Origin of the sequence: Paenibacillus sp. Y5S-9, from assembly GCF_036894235.1 — a bacterium.
Taxonomy (GTDB): domain Bacteria; phylum Bacillota; class Bacilli; order Paenibacillales; family Paenibacillaceae; genus Paenibacillus.
In genome coordinates, this window is record NZ_CP145887.1 from 3,185,963 (window position 1) to 3,202,113 (window position 16,151).

16 protein-coding genes are annotated in these 16,151 nt (G+C 45.1%); all 16 read left to right on the top strand.

All coding sequences use genetic code 11. The features are described 5' to 3' along the window. Window positions 1–26: 26 nt before the first annotated feature. The 16 genes from V6669_RS14155 to V6669_RS14230 all read left to right on the top strand — a co-directional run bounded on the left by V6669_RS14155 (window position 27) and on the right by V6669_RS14230 (window position 16,124). Entirely contained in the window at window positions 27–944 is a 918-nt protein-coding gene (locus V6669_RS14155; RefSeq protein WP_017688654.1) for an ABC transporter permease, read from the top strand. A gap of 16 nt (window positions 945–960) precedes the next feature. Further along, a complete protein-coding gene (locus tag V6669_RS14160) occupies window positions 961–1,890 on the top strand; it encodes an ABC transporter permease (protein WP_091030896.1) in 930 nt (309 codons plus the stop codon). A gap of 21 nt (window positions 1,891–1,911) precedes the next feature. Continuing rightward, window positions 1,912–3,939: a S9 family peptidase gene (locus tag V6669_RS14165; RefSeq protein ID WP_338594493.1), complete on the top strand. Its 2,028-nt coding sequence runs from the start codon at window positions 1,912–1,914 to the stop codon at window positions 3,937–3,939. Further along, on the top strand, window positions 3,936–4,412 hold the full coding sequence (locus V6669_RS14170) for a hypothetical protein (protein WP_338594494.1): 477 nt from the start codon (window positions 3,936–3,938) through the stop codon (window positions 4,410–4,412). Before V6669_RS14165 ends, V6669_RS14170 begins: the two co-directional genes overlap by 4 nt. 165 nt (window positions 4,413–4,577) lie before the next feature. Continuing rightward, window positions 4,578–4,940 carry an Asp23/Gls24 family envelope stress response protein gene (locus tag V6669_RS14175; RefSeq protein WP_338594495.1) on the top strand — a complete coding sequence of 121 codons (363 nt, stop codon included), beginning with the start codon at window positions 4,578–4,580 and terminating at the stop codon, window positions 4,938–4,940. A gap of 32 nt (window positions 4,941–4,972) precedes the next feature. After that, complete coding sequence (locus V6669_RS14180; protein ID WP_338594497.1) at window positions 4,973–5,581, top strand: N-acetyltransferase; 609 nt, start codon at window positions 4,973–4,975, stop codon at window positions 5,579–5,581. A gap of 253 nt (window positions 5,582–5,834) precedes the next feature. Beyond that, window positions 5,835–6,440 carry a pentapeptide repeat-containing protein gene (locus V6669_RS14185; RefSeq protein WP_036608249.1) on the top strand — a complete coding sequence of 202 codons (606 nt, stop codon included), beginning with the start codon at window positions 5,835–5,837 and terminating at the stop codon, window positions 6,438–6,440. A 143-nt stretch (window positions 6,441–6,583) separates the two neighbouring features. After that, window positions 6,584–6,967, top strand: coding sequence for a hypothetical protein (locus V6669_RS14190; protein WP_338594499.1), 384 nt, complete (start codon window positions 6,584–6,586; stop codon window positions 6,965–6,967). A gap of 121 nt (window positions 6,968–7,088) precedes the next feature. Then, window positions 7,089–7,601, top strand: a complete 513-nt coding sequence (locus V6669_RS14195; protein WP_338594500.1) for a GNAT family N-acetyltransferase — start codon at window positions 7,089–7,091, stop codon at window positions 7,599–7,601. Window positions 7,602–7,977: 376 nt separating this feature from the next. Beyond that, window positions 7,978–9,456: an ABC-F type ribosomal protection protein gene (gene abc-f / locus V6669_RS14200; RefSeq protein WP_338594502.1), complete on the top strand. Its 1,479-nt coding sequence runs from the start codon at window positions 7,978–7,980 to the stop codon at window positions 9,454–9,456. Window positions 9,457–9,608: 152 nt separating this feature from the next. Continuing rightward, window positions 9,609–10,175 carry a helix-turn-helix domain-containing protein gene (locus V6669_RS14205; RefSeq protein ID WP_338594503.1) on the top strand — a complete coding sequence of 189 codons (567 nt, stop codon included), beginning with the start codon at window positions 9,609–9,611 and terminating at the stop codon, window positions 10,173–10,175. 350 nt (window positions 10,176–10,525) lie between these two features. After that, a complete protein-coding gene (locus V6669_RS14210) occupies window positions 10,526–11,680 on the top strand; it encodes a glycosyltransferase (RefSeq protein WP_150367354.1) in 1,155 nt (384 codons plus the stop codon). 37 nt (window positions 11,681–11,717) lie between these two features. Next, window positions 11,718–13,025, top strand: a complete 1,308-nt coding sequence (locus V6669_RS14215) for an aminotransferase class III-fold pyridoxal phosphate-dependent enzyme (protein WP_338594507.1) — start codon at window positions 11,718–11,720, stop codon at window positions 13,023–13,025. A 42-nt stretch (window positions 13,026–13,067) separates the two neighbouring features. Continuing rightward, the gene (locus V6669_RS14220) at window positions 13,068–14,099 is read left to right on the top strand and encodes an alcohol dehydrogenase catalytic domain-containing protein (protein ID WP_036608226.1); all 1,032 of its coding nucleotides are present in this window, start codon (window positions 13,068–13,070) and stop codon (window positions 14,097–14,099) included. Window positions 14,100–14,191: 92 nt separating this feature from the next. Further along, entirely contained in the window at window positions 14,192–15,436 is a 1,245-nt protein-coding gene (locus V6669_RS14225; RefSeq protein ID WP_091030860.1) for an MFS transporter, read from the top strand. 94 nt (window positions 15,437–15,530) lie between these two features. Further along, complete coding sequence (locus V6669_RS14230) at window positions 15,531–16,124, top strand: DUF1349 domain-containing protein (RefSeq protein WP_338594509.1); 594 nt, start codon at window positions 15,531–15,533, stop codon at window positions 16,122–16,124. Window positions 16,125–16,151: the final 27 nt, after the last annotated feature.

Below are 16,151 nucleotides of genomic sequence, written 5' to 3' on the forward strand. Positions count from 1 at the left end.
TTCTTAACAAGGGAGGTGAACAAGGAGTGGGCAAATACGTACTTAAGTCACTACTACAGATCATTCCGGTGCTGTTCATTGTTTCATTAATTGTGTTCATTTTGGTTCGAGTTACCGGTGATCCGGTTGCGCTAATGTTGCCTGAAACGGCTACCGCTGAAGATCGTGCTGTCTTGACGCAGGCACTTGGTTTGGACCAGCCTTTATATACGCAATACGTGAAGTTTCTGGGCAGTGCAATACAGGGAGACTTTGGTCAATCTTTTCGCTACAATCAGCCTGCATTAGAGCTTGTGCTGGAGAGATTGCCTGCCAGTTTTGAACTGGCCGTAGCCGCGATGTTTTTTGCTGTACTTATGGCTGTACCACTTGGCGTCATTTCAGCTGTCAAACGCAATACGTTTACCGATCTCATTATTTCAGGAATATCCGTCATTGGTAAGGCGATGCCAAACTTCTGGATGGGGATTATGCTTATCCTCTTGTTCTCCGTCATGCTGGGCGTATTGCCGGTATCCGGTCGCGGAGGATTGTCACATCTGATCTTGCCGGCATTTACACTTGGCGTTGGACTGGCTGCGCAGATGACCCGACTGATTCGCTCCAGCATGCTGGAGATTCTCAACCAGGACTATATTCGAACAGCCCGCAGCAAAGGGCTAGGCCGAATGGTTGTCATTGTAAAACATGCGTTTCGGAATGGACTAATTCCGGTCGTGACGATTATGAGTTTGCAGTTTACAAGTCTGATCGGGGGAACCTTGATTACGGAAACGGTATTCTCCTGGCCTGGACTGGGTCAATTGCTGGTCGTTGCAGTCAACACACATGATATGGCGATTGTACAGGCCGCGGTGTTTGTCATTGCCTTTATCGTTGTAGTAATTAACATCTTGACGGATGTAGCTTACAGGCTACTCGATCCGCGCATCAAATACGACTAGAAGGAGGTGCAATCATATGACAGGTAGCAATGAAATGCCAATTCCGGGTACAGAACAGGAACAAGACAATGGGCGTGCACCAACGGGATTTCGTTATATCTGGCAACAACTGATCATCAGCAAGACCGGAATGTTTGGTGCTGTGCTTGTATTGTTGGTTGTGTTAATTGCCATAGGTGCACCTCTATTGACGAGTCATGATCCGGCAGCGGTGAATCCGCTAAACCGACTAAAACCACCAGCATGGCTTGAGGGTGGAACGGCCGAATACTGGCTGGGTACCGATAATCTCGGCAGAGACATGTGGAGCCGTATTGTATACGGTGCCCGGGTTTCCTTAATCGTGGGTATGGGTGCCGTGATTGTGTCAGGAATCATTGGCGCGATTCTGGGGCTGGTATCCGGATTCTACGGGAAATGGCTGGATGCCGTCATCATGCGTGTAGGTGATGCATTCATGGCGATTCCAACCATCCTGTTCATGCTTGTTGTGATGGCGATTGTTGGCCCGGGTATTACAACGCTGATTTTTGTCATCGGGGTGACGAACTGGGTTCCATTCACCCGTGTGGTAAGAAGTGAAGTACTAAGTATCAAAGAGCGTGATTTTGTTCATGCGGCCAGATCGATTGGCGCGAAGAATGGAAGATTGATTCTCAAACACATTCTGCCGAATATTCTTTCATCCTTTATCGTCATCTGCGGTATGAATGTGGGCACGACCATTATTATGGAAGCTTCACTCAGTTTCCTGGGTCTGGGTATCAAACCACCCGATGTATCCTGGGGAGGTATGCTCAGTGATGGCAGACAATACGTTGCAACAAGCTGGTGGGTCGCTACATTCCCGGGACTAGCCATTACATTTACCGTACTCGGTGTTATTTTCCTTGGAGATTGGCTGCGTGATGTGCTTGATCCACGTACGGAGACAACCCATAAATAAACGGAGAAGGGAGCCATCATTATGAATCAAAGACCAATTATGCCGGAGGATCTGAGTCACTATCGTTGGATCAGTCAGCCGGTGATCAGTCCTAACGGACAAGTGGCTTATGTGGAACAGACCATAGATCAGGATAAAAACGAATATAATACACAAATTCGAGGGATTTCCCTCGATGGTGATGAAGATATTGCACTTTCGGATGGAACAAAAGATTCCTCACCTGCTTGGTCGCCGGATGGCACACAGCTCACATTCATTCGCTCTGTGGATGGTGGCAAAGGACTATGGACGCTCCATTCAGATCAAAAAGAGCCTGTCATGCTGATATCTCCCGCACGTAAAATTTCAAGTTATATCTGGTCACCGAACGGGCAGTACATTGCGTTTACCAGCAAAGTACAACCGGAGGACCAACAGAAGAAGAAAGCTGACGACCAACAGGAGCCACCTGCGCCTGTGCTGCGAGGTAAGGTCTTTGAGCGTACAACGCCGAAGGCGGAAGGGGCTGGCTGGTGGGATGGTCAATACAGCCATTTATTTGTATATGGGATCAAAAGCGGGGAGATCACACAGGTGACTTCCGGGCTATGGAATATCAGTGCTCCGGCGTGGTCGCCAGATAGTCAGCAGCTTTCTTTCATATCCAAGCAAGTGGAAGATAAAGAGCTTGATGCAGATCTGCTGTACTTTACGGATATATACAGCGTTCAATTGGGAGAAAGTGATCTCTTCAAAGTGACGGATTCCAGTCTGGCGATAAGCCAGTTCTCCTATTCATCTGATGGGCAGCAGCTGATCCTGATCGCCAGTGATCGTGAGTATGGAAGTGGGAGCCACAACAGCTTATACGCTGTCCCCGTTCAGCGGGGTGTACCCAGGATAATTGCACCTCAACTAGATATGCAGATTGGTAACGCAGCACTGGGGGATATGAAGTCGGCAGGTGCGTCTCCTTCTCCAATCTCGGATATCCATCATCCGGAACGTGGTGTATATGTACTCGGAACGCATAACGGGAATGTGGACGTGTACCGCATTCAAGATGATGGGAATTGTCAATCTGTGACAGGCGCTGGTGAAAAGGATGTGTATCAGTATACCTTAACACCAGACGGTTCGTCGCTGGTAATCGCTGCGTTGACTGCGGAACACCCTGGAGAGTTATATCGCGTGGATATCGACAGTGGAGAAAGGTCCAGACTCACCCGGCGAAATGATGAATTCATGGCTGAATTGGCTGTAAATGTGCCAGTTCGTGTAGAGTTTACATCCTCCGATGGATGGCCGCTTCAAGGTTGGTTAGCCACACCGGCAATACGTGATTCCAATGTGAAACTGCCACTGATTATGCAGATTCATGGCGGACCTCACGCGATGTATACGGGAACATACAGTCATGAGATGCAGACACTCGTTGCACAAGGATACGCTGTGTTGTGGGTTAATCCGCGGGGAAGTATGGGATACGGTCAGGAGTTTGCCAGAGCTTGCCGTGGCGACTTTGCCGGAGGGGATTACCGGGATCTGATGGAAGCTGTTGATTATGCCCTGTCTACATACGATTTCCTTGATGCATCACGTCTGGGTGTGGCAGGTGGCAGTTATGGTGGAGTGATGACCAACTGGATTGTAGCGCATACCCACCGCTTCAAGGCGGCTGTAACTCAGCGATGCATCTCCAACTGGTTGTCCATGTATGGAACGAGTGATATCGGAATTTCCTATGTCGAGGGAGTCATTGGTGGTAATCCGGCGGAAAACGCTGAATTCCTGTGGTCCCGCTCACCTCTTGCCCATGCACATCACATTGAGACTCCACTTCTGATTATGCATGGAGAGCAGGATTATCGGACACCGATTGCGCAAGCGGAGGAATTATATACCACACTAAAACGATACGGCAAAAAGACCAAACTGATTCGTTATCCAGGTTCCAACCACAGTTTGCTCAAAAGCGGTAAACCTTCACTTCGGATCGATAGCTTCGAACAGGTGAATGCCTGGTTCAATCAGTACCTCGGGAATGATGAGGAGGGCGAGCAATGAGCCGAACTCAGCTGTCCATTCCTGTAGGGCTTCTTGTAGAGAATGTTCTGACAAGTGGGGAATCAAAAGAAGTGATTATTGAATGTTTACAACGTCGAGACTATTCCCGGTTGTTGCCTCTGGTTAAGGAATCCGCGATGGATTTTGATGAAAGACTACAGACAGCAGCTGATATCGGAGACGATTGGGAAAAGGCGATACGTCAAGGTTATGAGTTCAAGTTTTTGCATATTAACGGGTTGAAACGATTGCTCGATTTCCGGTTTGACCGTAAGGTGGATCGGGACTATGTTCAAGATGAACTGTCACTGAAGCATATTCAACTGACCGCAGAAGAGATTGAATTGCTACAATCGTTAATTGGCAGGCAGTGGATCGTGCAACTAGAAGAAACAGAGGCAGCAGAAGAAGGCAGCAAAGAGAGTGGGTTATCCTCCCGCATTCCTGCCCATATTCAATTGAAGTTCCCTTAATATGGACCAAGAAGAAGCCGCGATGATCGCGGTTTTTTTGCTATGTACAGGTAGAAATGAGGATGACTGAATTCAAAAGTTGAAATCGGACCCTGTATGATTTATATTTATATTAAATGATATTATTATCTATCAAAAATGCAGGTATAAAAAGGAGGACATGGGATGTCCATTCAAAATGTTTTGGGAAAAATTCAAATATCGGATGATGTGATCTCCAAAATTGTCGGCAAGATCGCGAATACTACCAGTGAGATTTCCTCCATGTCGACAGGACTTGTAGAAGGCATCACCAAAAAGTGGAGCGGCAAAAGTCTGCAAAATGGCATAGATATCCGCAAGGTAGAATCAAGACTGGAGATAAACTTAAAGGTTGTCGTTTGTTATGGAACAAAAGTGCATGAAGTCTGCAGGGAATTGCAAAACAATGTGAGACTGCATGTTGAACAGCTGACTGGATTAACCATTGATACGGTGAATGTGATCGTTGAGGGGTTATCATTCAACCAACCTGCTGCCAAGCTTTAATCCAATTTTAGCTACCTAGAGGAGTGACAGCGATGAATAAGATTTCCATAAAAAAAGCCAGTCCACAATCATTAGTCGGCGGGCAACTAAATCAGATGGCACTTGAATATATGGCCTATTCGCTTGCAGGTACCAAGGATAAAGGCATTATAGAGAAAACCTTTAACAAGTTATGGCGTTCGAATCAGAACCGATTCAGTCACCAATATGCTTATGAAGCCAAAATGGGTAACCAAACGCTGGGCATGATCATGTGTTATCCGACCACTGTAATGAAAAAACTTGCTTTGCCAACGTTCTCCAAACTGTTTGAACTTCGTAAATGGAGCCTAATTAAGTATAATCTCCAACACTGGAAAGAGTTCTACTCCATGGTGACATTAGAAGAAGCGAAGAACGACGAGTACCACATCGGAACATTGGCTACGTTGCCTGAAAGCAGAGGTCTTGGTGTAGGGACACAGCTCATTCAATTTGCAGAGGAGCAAGCTGTAACACAAGGACTGTGCAAATCTTCGCTTACGGTTAAAAAGGAAAATCTACTAGCTATTAAACTGTATGAACGTTTGGGGTATCAGAGAGTAGGGGAAATCAATAAACCTTCGCTATCCCTGTACCGAATGTCCAAAATACTGGTGTAGTGCATTCTAATACGAATAGGAAAAAGCAGCTAACTGGAGAGTTTCACATAAATAAGCCCACATTGGAACAGTTAAAAGTGTGTGCTTGAGGGGCGCTTTATGCGTCCCTTTTTAAGTTTTCAAATTTTTCTCACAAAAAAAGTAACTTGACTCTTGTATGGGTTTAAGCAGGTACTTGACAGGGGTGTGGTATAGTATAAAAAGTTCTTTTAATGAAGAAAGACGGAGAAATATACAATGTGGGGTGTAACCAGTGTATCAATATAAGGATCAGGAATATGAAGCAGTACATTTTGAGGGACGTGATCTGCGCTATGGAGAACTCATAAGTTGTGTTTTCAAGCAGTGTACATTTATGAACGCTTCTATGGAAGAGATTGAGACAAGTAACTGCCGTTTTATCGAGTGTGACTTCAAAGGGGCTTCCATGAATGGTTCGATTCATACGGAATCAGCTTTTGAAAACTGCACCTTTGGTGGTGCGAATCTATTTGCTTCCAAATTCAGTTCTTGCAAGATGACGGGATCGGACTTTTCAGGTGCGCAAATGGATGGGATTACACTAAGCCACGGCGATTGGTCTTACACGAATCTTAGACATACGCGTTTGGGTAAACAGGATCTGCGAGGAATTCGTTTCTTTGAGGCTGACTTTACGGACACGGATTTCACCAAAGCAGATCTGAGAGACTGTGATCTTACCCGAGTTGTATTAAGCAGAGCTAAGCTGCAAGGGGCGGATCTAAGAGGGGCTAATCTGGAAGGCATCGATCTGAAATCACTGGATATCAAAGGTGTACGTTTGGATCGCGAACAAGCCGTTCTGTTTGTACGCTCGTATGGTGCGAAAGTAGACTAAGTTGAGTTGAACATACACAGCATGAAGCCGCCCTTAAGGCGGCTTTTTTGAGTTTGAAGCTTTCCGATTCAGAGAGAATAGGCAGGAAAAAGAGATCTAAACAAGAAGTAGTTAACATAAGTTTCAACTAAAAGGAGGTTATCATGTCCGTCACATTAATTATTTTTGTTGCTGTTATTGTCTTTGGGCTTACAACAGGCACGATCACTACGATTATTGCATTTAAACTGTTACGTAACAATAAAGAGAAACATCACCTTCGCAAGAGCATTCTGATGGACGGAATTCCAACAGAAGCAATAATTCATGATATTGTACAGACATCATCCAGTAGGGATGGAAGGCCTGGCGTGCGATTGGATTTGACTGTAACCCAAGTTGACGGCCGCACCTTCCCAACAATTGTAGAGACTTATATTCCAATCACACATATTCCCCATTTTCAGAAAGGAAATGTCATTAATGTAAGATACATTGCGATGGGGAATGAACGAAAAGTTGAGGTAGAGGATGCCTACCTTCCGTGAGACAATCATGACGAGTACATCATGAAGATTTGCGTAATGGTAAGTAAGGTTGATTACACAAGCAAAAAACAGAATGGCTTGATTTAGGAGGATTTTTCTGAAATTAATTAAAACATATGATGTGGATCTAAGTGAAGCCTGGTCGACTCTTCTTCAAGAATTACTTGTTACCAGTTTTCCAGATGTTTATCCAAAAGACAGATTGTTCTTTAAGCAAATACCACATGGCAGAGTGTTGGCATTTACTCCTGATAACCAACTAGTTGGACAAGTGGGACTGGATTACAGGATGATGAATTTAAATGGAACACCCATAAGAGTGCTGGGGATAATCGATTTGTGTGTTTCTCCGGCTATTCGCTCTCAAGGAATCGCTTCTTTGTTAATATCCGAAGTGGAAAGGTTGGCCAAAGGACGTGTTGATTTTGTCCTTTTATTTGCGGATCATGAGGGATTGTATAGCAAAAATGGATTTAAAACGGTAAGCAACACATGTAAGTGGTTGAAAATTGATCATGAAACCTTAACCACAATTGGAGTTGGAACTCAAAAGGTAGAGGGGTTAATGATTAAAGAAGTGGGAAGCTTGCCATGGGGTGAAGGGGAACTCGACTTTTTAGGATATTTATATTAATCCCTACACGCCAATATGGGAGAAGGGTGCCTTGACCCATGTTGTATTCCATGTTAAGTTTTCTGTATTCAAATTGTGAGCTTGTAAAGGGGTGGTAAAGTGATGACTGAATTAGAGGTTGTGGATGTTTATGTGGACCTGTCAACGAACATGAACAGTGGCATGGTTCACAATATTACTAATCAGAATCCGACACTTTGTCCTCCTATGCATAGATCTACTTGGCGCTGAATGATTTATCGCCAGGTTTCTTTATTGTATAAGCGAATCTAAATTCTGATTATGTTCAAATATTAAAGTGAGGGAAACCATGCCATGTTCGATGGTGAAATCCCGTCAGTTTACTTTTATATTTCACATAAGAAGGATGATCTTTATGTCTTTAATTAACGTTACCAACCTGACCTTTGCCTATGATGGCAGTTACGATAATATATTTGAAAATGTTAGTTTTCAGTTGGACTCCGATTGGAAACTGGGTTTTACCGGAAGGAACGGCAGAGGCAAAACAACCTTCCTCCACTTGTTGCTCGGCAAATATGAATATAGTGGGCATATCTCTGCGAATGTTAGCTTTGAATACTTTCCTTACCAGGTAGAGAATAAGGGAGCCTTGACCGTCGATGTCATCGGCGAGATTCATCCTGAATATCTACAATGGCAAGTTGTGCGTGAGTTTAACCTGTTGAAAGTGTCAGAAGATGTGTTGTATCGGCCTTTTGATACGTTATCCAACGGAGAACAAACAAAGGTGATGCTGGCTGCTTTGTTCCTGAAGGATAATCGGTTTCTGCTCATTGATGAACCTACCAATCATCTTGATCTTCATGCGAGACAAATTGTAGGTGATTATCTCCGCAGCAAGAGTGGATTTATTTTGGTATCTCACGATCGATCCTTTCTGGATCACAGCGTGGACCATATCCTTTCCATCAATAAGAGTAACATCGAGATTCAGAAAGGCAATTTTTCCGCTTGGTGGGAAAATAAAAGAAGGCAAGATCAGTTTGAACTTGCGAGTAATGAGAAATTAATAAAGGATATCAAACGTTTATCCGATTCAGCCAAACGGACCGGTGGATGGTCACATGAAGTTGAAAAAACCAAAAATGGTACGAGAAATTCCGGTTCCAAGGTGGATAAAGGATATATTGGGCACAAGGCTGCCAAACTGATGAAACGTTCCAAAAATATCGAACAAAGGCAGCAATCTGCAATTCAGGAGAAGTCCAAACTTCTCAAAAATATCGAGAGTGCAGAACGTCTACAGATTCATCAGCTGGATTTTCACAAGCATGAACTTGTTGAATTGGACCATGTGTCGATCTCATACGGCTCCAATACGGTGTGTAAGGATGTCAGTATCACGGTTGAACAAGGGGATCGTATATCCCTATACGGTAAAAATGGATCTGGAAAATCAAGCATTCTTAAACTGATCTGCGGTGAAGATATTGCTTATACAGGTCTTTTCCGAAAGGATCATCAGCTTAAAATCTCGTATGTGTCGCAGGACACGTCCGATCTCGGAGGGCATTTATCTGAGTATGCGGCCATACAGGGGATTGATGAGAGCCTGTTTAAATCGATACTTCGAAAGTTGGATTTTTCCAGACTGCAATTGGAGAAAGATATCTCAACGTTTAGTGCAGGTCAAAAAAAGAAAGTGCTCATTGCCAAAAGTCTTAGTGAGAAAGCACATCTGCATATTTGGGATGAACCACTCAACTTTGTAGATGTCATTTCACGTATGCAGATCGAAGACTTATTGTTGGAATACTCGCCAACCCTACTTTTTGTAGAGCATGATCGTGAATTTTGTACAAATATTGCAACGAGAATCATCGAACTGTAAGTAACGGGAAAGATAACGATGCTAAGAGCCGCCGAATGGCGGCTTTTAGTTTTACTCGTGAGGAAGTATGCTATAATTTTATAGTCTAATCCAATCATATGATGGATGATCAGATCAATTGTTGAACTATACTCGCCAAGAGGTGTAATACAATGAAAAAAGAAATGACTACAATCAAACAAACCAGGCTTCATTCCATTTTGGACGAGGCCACCAAGTTGCTGATTGAAAAACCGAATGCTTCCATGAATGAAATTGCAGAATCTGCAAAAATCGGGATTGCGACGTTGCATCGATACGTGGAAAGCCGCGAACAGCTCATGGTTCATCTGGGATTACGCGCAATCGAGGTGGTCAGTGAGACCATGAAAGAAATTCAACTGGATGAAGAGCAATGTGAAAAATACATACCTGAGCTGATCGAGGCGCTTATTCCATTAGGCGACAAAATTTATTTTCTGGCTCATGACACCACCATTAACTATAATCCCGAGATTGAGGGAGCAGATCTGAAACTGAGAGAACCTGTATTGCACGCGGTCGGTCTGTTACAACAGAAAGGTTATTTCCGCTCCGATCTCGATAAAACCTGGATTGTCGATGTGCTGTATTCCATCATGTTCCTGACGTGGCAACAAGTTGTGAGTGGTCATATCGCGAGAAAAGCAGCCCCTGCGCTTGTGGTGGATACGTTTTATCATGGATTTAAGCAGCGTTAGGTCAGGGCCTATCCAACGAAAAATATAGATTTTAATACGAAAGCACCTCCAAAGAATCAACCGTATCGTATGATACGCAGACTCTTTAGGGGTGTTTTTTGCATTCACAACAGCGTTTCTCAGTGTGCAAGCTGCAAAGACTTGATTTTCTCACATATTCAAATATTAATAGAGTTCAGAATTTAAGATTTTCAGTTTACAAAAAATGATATAAATTTCTAGTAGATTCAAATCATTACCAAATAAATACAAAATATTCAAACGAGGAGGCCGGACTGAACTACCTGCAATTATGCATTTCAAAATCAGCTCAAGTACTCATTCCATCAACCCAAATCAGGAGGGATTCCATGCTTTACACCATTATTGTGCCAGTCAACCAGGACTATAACATTTTGAACCTGTTCACAGATTCGTTGCTCCGGACGGTAAGTCCATCCACTCAGATTATTTTCATCAACGATGGTTCCGGCTCAGCAGTCTTTCAACATCTGGATAAACTGAAGCAAGAAGTAAGAGAAGGTGTGACCATCGAGATTCTTCAGCATGATTTTCCACTCGGTTGCGCCGTGTCGATTAATAGCGCACTGAGTCTAGCCAAGGGAGAGTACATTTTCTTCCTGGATTCGGACACCATTCTTCAACCGAACTGGCAACCGATGATGAAAGAGACACTGGATAGCGATATTACGATTGGCATGATTGGAGGGGTTCTGTTGTATCCGCAAACCGGAGGCGTGCAGCACTGCGGCATTGCTTTTGCGGACACCATTGGACGACACCTGTTCCTGAACGCATCTCCTGATGATATCCCGAAAGAAACCTTCTCTGTTCAACTGGTGGTGTTCGCCATGTTTGGCATGAAGCGGGAGGTGTATGAGACCATCGGCAACCTCGATGAGAAGTTCTTTAATGGGTACGAGGACTTTGATTATCAGATGCGGGCACGAGCTGCGGGATACGATACGGTCATTAACCCGAATATTCAGGCGTATCACTGGGAACGCAGCAGCGGCATTCACCGCAACTTCAACCGCAAGAACAATCTGGCACGCTTCTGGAAAAAGTGGGGCGGTCAAATCGAGGCTGATGTGTGGCCATTCGTTTTCAGTCATCTGAAAGCACAGCTGGAAAGCCAAGGGGAATACCAGCATCTGCCGATTGTTGGGATTGACCTTGCCGAGGTTCGAAGTGATGCCGATACATTCTGGACCAAGCTGGAGGAAGCTGAATTTGCAAATGTAGCCGAAGTACGTGACTATTCAAACCGCTTCAATTCCAATGGAGCCATCTGGCTGCCACAGGTACTGGGCAAGGAACTGATTCATAGTGAGAACCGGTTACTGTTTTTGGTAGACAATTTTGCCCGTTTGCTGGAGAACCGCTACTGGATTGAGATGAGACATGCTCATCGAGCCAAGGATCTGATCATTGACCTGTATGGCAATGTGATCACAATGGATCGCATCTACGATGGATGCTGGCCTGGAACCAAAGTTCGGTAATTCACTCACAACGAAAATAAACAGGGAGGTACTTAAGGTGAAAGAAAAAGAGAGCACGCTCGATCGTGCCGTAAGATTTACCCGGAATCTGGAGTGGTTGGAACAAGTCGAAAAGGTAATTCCGAGCGGATGCAGCACTTTAGCCAAAGCACCTGAACGTTTATTTCCCGGGCATACACCCGTATGTTGTGCAGAGGCTTACAAATCCCGATTTACAGATATCGACGGGAATGAATGGCTGGATTGCGAGATGGCCATGGGTACGGCGTCTTGGGGCCATGCGAGGCATGAAGTCCAACTAACCGTCATTCACCAGCTGAAAAAAGGGACAAGCTTTTCTCTGCCTGCCGACATTGAGCTTGAATGCGCCGAGTTGATTTTGGAGCGGTTCGAGGGTCGTTATCCATCGCTTCGCTTTACCAAGAGTGGGGCCGATGCAGTGAGTGGAGCTGTACGTCTGGCTCGTGCTGCAAGTGGTAAGAGCAAGGTTATTGCGACGGCTTATCATGGGTGGCACGATTGGTCTGCCTACGGCTATTATGGTGGCCAGACGAAAGAACGTGGCATCCCGGTGGATATCGAGCGTTCAACGATCTGGGTCAACAAACCTACCGCGGAGCGAATTGAAGCCCAGATTACCTCATCTCCCGAGGATATCGCATGTATTGTTTTATGTCCCAACGAGTGGAAAAGGGATGCGCTCGAGGAAGTCGTAAACCTATGCCGGTCTCTGGACATCATTATCATATTTGATGAGGTCACTTCCGGTATTCGAATGGGCAAGCAGGCTACAGCAGGAGAATATGACATCTGGCCTGATCTGCTCTGTATCTCTAAAGGTATGGCCAACGGTTTACCGCTCGCAGCGGTTTTGGGGCCTGAGCACTTGATGTCTCTGTCGGGACAGGTCCGATTCAGTAATGCCCATTCCAGCGAAACAACAGCACTCGCGGCAGCCATTGCCTGTGAACGATTAATGAAAAATGCGAAAGTATGGCCGACCTGGCGTGAACCGGCAACCCGGATCATGGATCGTCTGGAATCTGAACTTGTTTTACTCGGATTGACGGATCAATTGGAAGTGAGAGGGACGTATGCAAGCTTCTGCATTCAATCCTTGGCTGAAGATAACTTCCAAACAGACCCTTTCCGCGAGTTTATGGTGAAGAGAATGGCTCACTTCGGCATTTTCACCAAGGGTTACTTTATTTTCTCCGATGCCCATACACGGGAAGAATTGTTGTGGGTCGAGGAAGCGCTGTTGCAGATCCTGTCAGACTGGAAAGAGATTCAGAAGCAGGAACATCTTCATGCGATGCAACTTTCGAAAACGTTTGAAGCTTAATCCATAGATCATAATTGAAAATCGACTAGGAGGAATTATTCAATGAAAGCACTCGTATATCAGGATCTAAAACAGGTGACTTACCAGGAGATTGAGGAGCCAACCATTCAAAAGCCAAACCAGGTAAAAATTAAAATCTATGGTTCCGGCATCTGCGGGACAGATCTGAATATTGTCAAAGGTAAAGTGCCGGCGAATAAAGGAACGATCATTGGTCATGAAGGCGTAGGCACAGTGGTTGAGGTGGGCGACGACGTTCGTGGTTTCAAGATCGGTGATCGGGTATTGGTTGATCCCACGCAATCTTGCGGTACCTGCTCATACTGCCGTGAGGGTCTGTTCATCTACTGCGAGAATTTTGATGATTATCAAGTAGGGATGACGACACACGGAACCTTTGCTGAATATTTTGTTGGGGACGAAAAGTATATCTATGCCATCCCGGATTCCATGAGTTGGGAAACGGCCATGATGATCGAACCACTGGGATGTGTACTTCAGACGTTCATGAAAGCAGGGACTAAGCCAAGTGACTCCGTACTGGTCCTCGGTTCGGGTGCAATCGGTTCCCTGTGTCAGCTTGTTAGCAAACGATTGGCAAGGCTTACTGTAGGCACGGAAGTTGATCCATACCGCAAAGAGTTCGCTTCAGGGATCGCGGATCATGTGTTCTATCCTCAGGATCTGACACTGGATAAAGTTTACGAGATCAATAATAACAAAAAGTTTGATATTGTAGTGGATGCGGTGGGGAACCAGCTTCATGTAGGGTTTGAGCTGATTGCCAAAGGCGGCAAAATTATTCCTATGGGATATGACGACAGCTATGAGGTAACGTTCAAATCAACAGCCGTCATTAATGATGGCATTAGTATCATCGGTGCAGTTGCTAATCACTCGATGATCAGTACGGCACTGAAATTTGCCCAAAGTATCCCCGAACTGGAACAGATGGTTACAGCCAAGGAACTGCTGAGTGATTATGAACAGGCCTTTAATGGAACGATTGGTTATGACATGCATACTGGAGAGAAATTGCCGATGAATTCGGTCAAAACAGCTCTTATCCTATAAGAGGTACTATAAGCATGTAGACATTGGCTGGTTCACCGCTGCGAAAAGTTGGAATTCGCAGCGGTGAAAACCGCAGAAGGAAGGGATATCGATTGAAATTGCTTCAAGATTTGCCGAAGAATCCACGCTACTCCATTTTACTCGAACCGGTATGGGCCATTCCGGGCACGATCGTTCTCTTCTACGCTCCTTTATATATGAAGGAAGCCGGACTTTCGGACATTGAAATCGGTTTAATCAATTCGGTGAATCTTTATTTTGCCTTTATCTTTCAATTGTTTGCGGGTTCCATCACAAATAAGCTGGGACGGAAACGAACAACGCTGATCTTTGATCTGCTTGCCTGGAGTGTTCCGATGTTCATCTGGGCTTTCTCCCAGAACTTCTGGCTGTTTCTAATCGCCTACTTGCTGAACGCAACCTCCAAGTTTGTAACGGTCGCTTTTAACTGTCTGATCATAGAGGATGTGGAGGAACACAAACGATCCAAAGTGTTTGCCATTCTCAACATGATTATTACAGGGGCTGGGGTTCTTACGCCGATTGCCGGAGTTGTCATTGCTGATTTTGGTATTGTACCAACACTGGCCAGCATTTACTTTGTCGGGGGCATCCTCATGACCGCCATGTTTTTCATTCGTAACCGATACACGGATGAGACCGAGGTCGGCAAGGAACTTATGGGATTGCATAGTAAAACCCGCGTGCTTCAAAGTTTGGGTTCCAGTCTGCGCCTGTTCGGCAAATCGTTCTACAAACGGAGACTTTTTCCGATTATTCTGATCACGGTGTTGTCCAATCTGATTTTGCAGCTGAACTTCTTTCAGGTCATTTTCTTCAAGGAACAGTTGAAATTTGATGATCGTGTCATTTCGTTTATCCCAGTAGTGACTGCGGTAACCGTCATGCTGCTCTATCTGGTCATCATTCCGCGACTGAAACGGCGTTCGGAAGAAAAGTATGTTGGTTTTTCCATCGTGCTTAGCACGGCTGGAGCCATTCTGTTTCTATTGATCCCTGTGGGGAATATAGGCATGCTGTTTCTCACGCTAATCGTGCTCGCTGCGGGTAACTTCATTTTGCAGACGTACCGGGATTCCCTGCTGATGAACCGATTGGGGACGCATGAGAAAGCCGACATGTTCTCGGCTGTGCAGACGGTCATGACGCTGACAGCCATTCCATCGGGATACCTGACGGGTTTGCTCTACCATCACAATCCAACACTGTTGTTCAGTGTCATTCTTGGTCTATATATCGTACTCATGGTCATCATGTTTTTCCTGCCAGATCCGCAAAAGCACTCCCAAGTGCTAGAACCTTACAAAAATATGTAGAAAAAGGGGTTTACTGTATTTGGAGCGAATATGTAGTACAGAAAAAAACTAGAACTACCTCAGAACATATTTTAACTTGGGAGGCTGCTAACAAATGACTAACGTAATGACAACAGAAGCACGAAAGCAATGGAGCTGGATGAACGAGCCCGAAAGCTGGTCCTTTACAGATCAGGGAGGTGTGCTGGTGGAAGCGAAGGCGGACACCGACTTTTTCCAGGACCCTGCGGGCAAGCACATTCGTGCAACAGCACCATTTCTGTCCATGCCTGTACCTGAGGACTTCGAAATCACAACCCAATTAACCGTTGATATGAAAAATCAATATGATTCCGGATGTCTGATGGTGATGGCGGATGATCTTAACTGGTGCAAAATTTGTTTTGAGTATGATGGAAAAGTGCCTACCATCGTGTCGGTGGTGACACGTGATGGTTCATCCGATGATTGCAATTCGGTGGAAGTCTCCGTACCTAATCCCTATCTGCGTATACGCAAAGTAGAGGGCTGCATATCATTCTTTTATTCACCCGATGGGGATGAGTGGAAACTAATTCGTTATTTCGGCATGCCGACACAAGGGGAACTTCGAGCTGGATTAGTTGTACAATCGCCGACTGGAACGGGCTGTACGTGTCACTTTTTATCCGTGAACGTTACTCATCCGGACTTGACCGCACGTTTCTAATCCGCTTCCCCGGCCGATCATTGGAGG

What these genes read in the sequence shown, in the direction of transcription:
- V6669_RS14160 (WP_091030896.1), top strand. Translation starts at nt 961, where the DNA reads ATGACAGGTAGCAATGAAATGCCAATTCCGGGTACAGAACAGGAACAA.
- V6669_RS14165 (WP_338594493.1), top strand. Translation starts at nt 1,912, where the DNA reads ATGAATCAAAGACCAATTATGCCGGAGGATCTGAGTCACTATCGTTGG.
- V6669_RS14170 (WP_338594494.1), top strand. Translation starts at nt 3,936, where the DNA reads ATGAGCCGAACTCAGCTGTCCATTCCTGTAGGGCTTCTTGTAGAGAAT.
- V6669_RS14175 (WP_338594495.1), top strand. Translation starts at nt 4,578, where the DNA reads ATGTCCATTCAAAATGTTTTGGGAAAAATTCAAATATCGGATGATGTG.
- V6669_RS14180 (WP_338594497.1), top strand. Translation starts at nt 4,973, where the DNA reads ATGAATAAGATTTCCATAAAAAAAGCCAGTCCACAATCATTAGTCGGC.
- V6669_RS14190 (WP_338594499.1), top strand. Translation starts at nt 6,584, where the DNA reads ATGTCCGTCACATTAATTATTTTTGTTGCTGTTATTGTCTTTGGGCTT.
- abc-f (WP_338594502.1), top strand. Translation starts at nt 7,978, where the DNA reads ATGTCTTTAATTAACGTTACCAACCTGACCTTTGCCTATGATGGCAGT.
- V6669_RS14205 (WP_338594503.1), top strand. Translation starts at nt 9,609, where the DNA reads ATGAAAAAAGAAATGACTACAATCAAACAAACCAGGCTTCATTCCATT.
- V6669_RS14210 (WP_150367354.1), top strand. Translation starts at nt 10,526, where the DNA reads ATGCTTTACACCATTATTGTGCCAGTCAACCAGGACTATAACATTTTG.
- V6669_RS14220 (WP_036608226.1), top strand. Translation starts at nt 13,068, where the DNA reads ATGAAAGCACTCGTATATCAGGATCTAAAACAGGTGACTTACCAGGAG.
- V6669_RS14230 (WP_338594509.1), top strand. Translation starts at nt 15,531, where the DNA reads ATGACTAACGTAATGACAACAGAAGCACGAAAGCAATGGAGCTGGATG.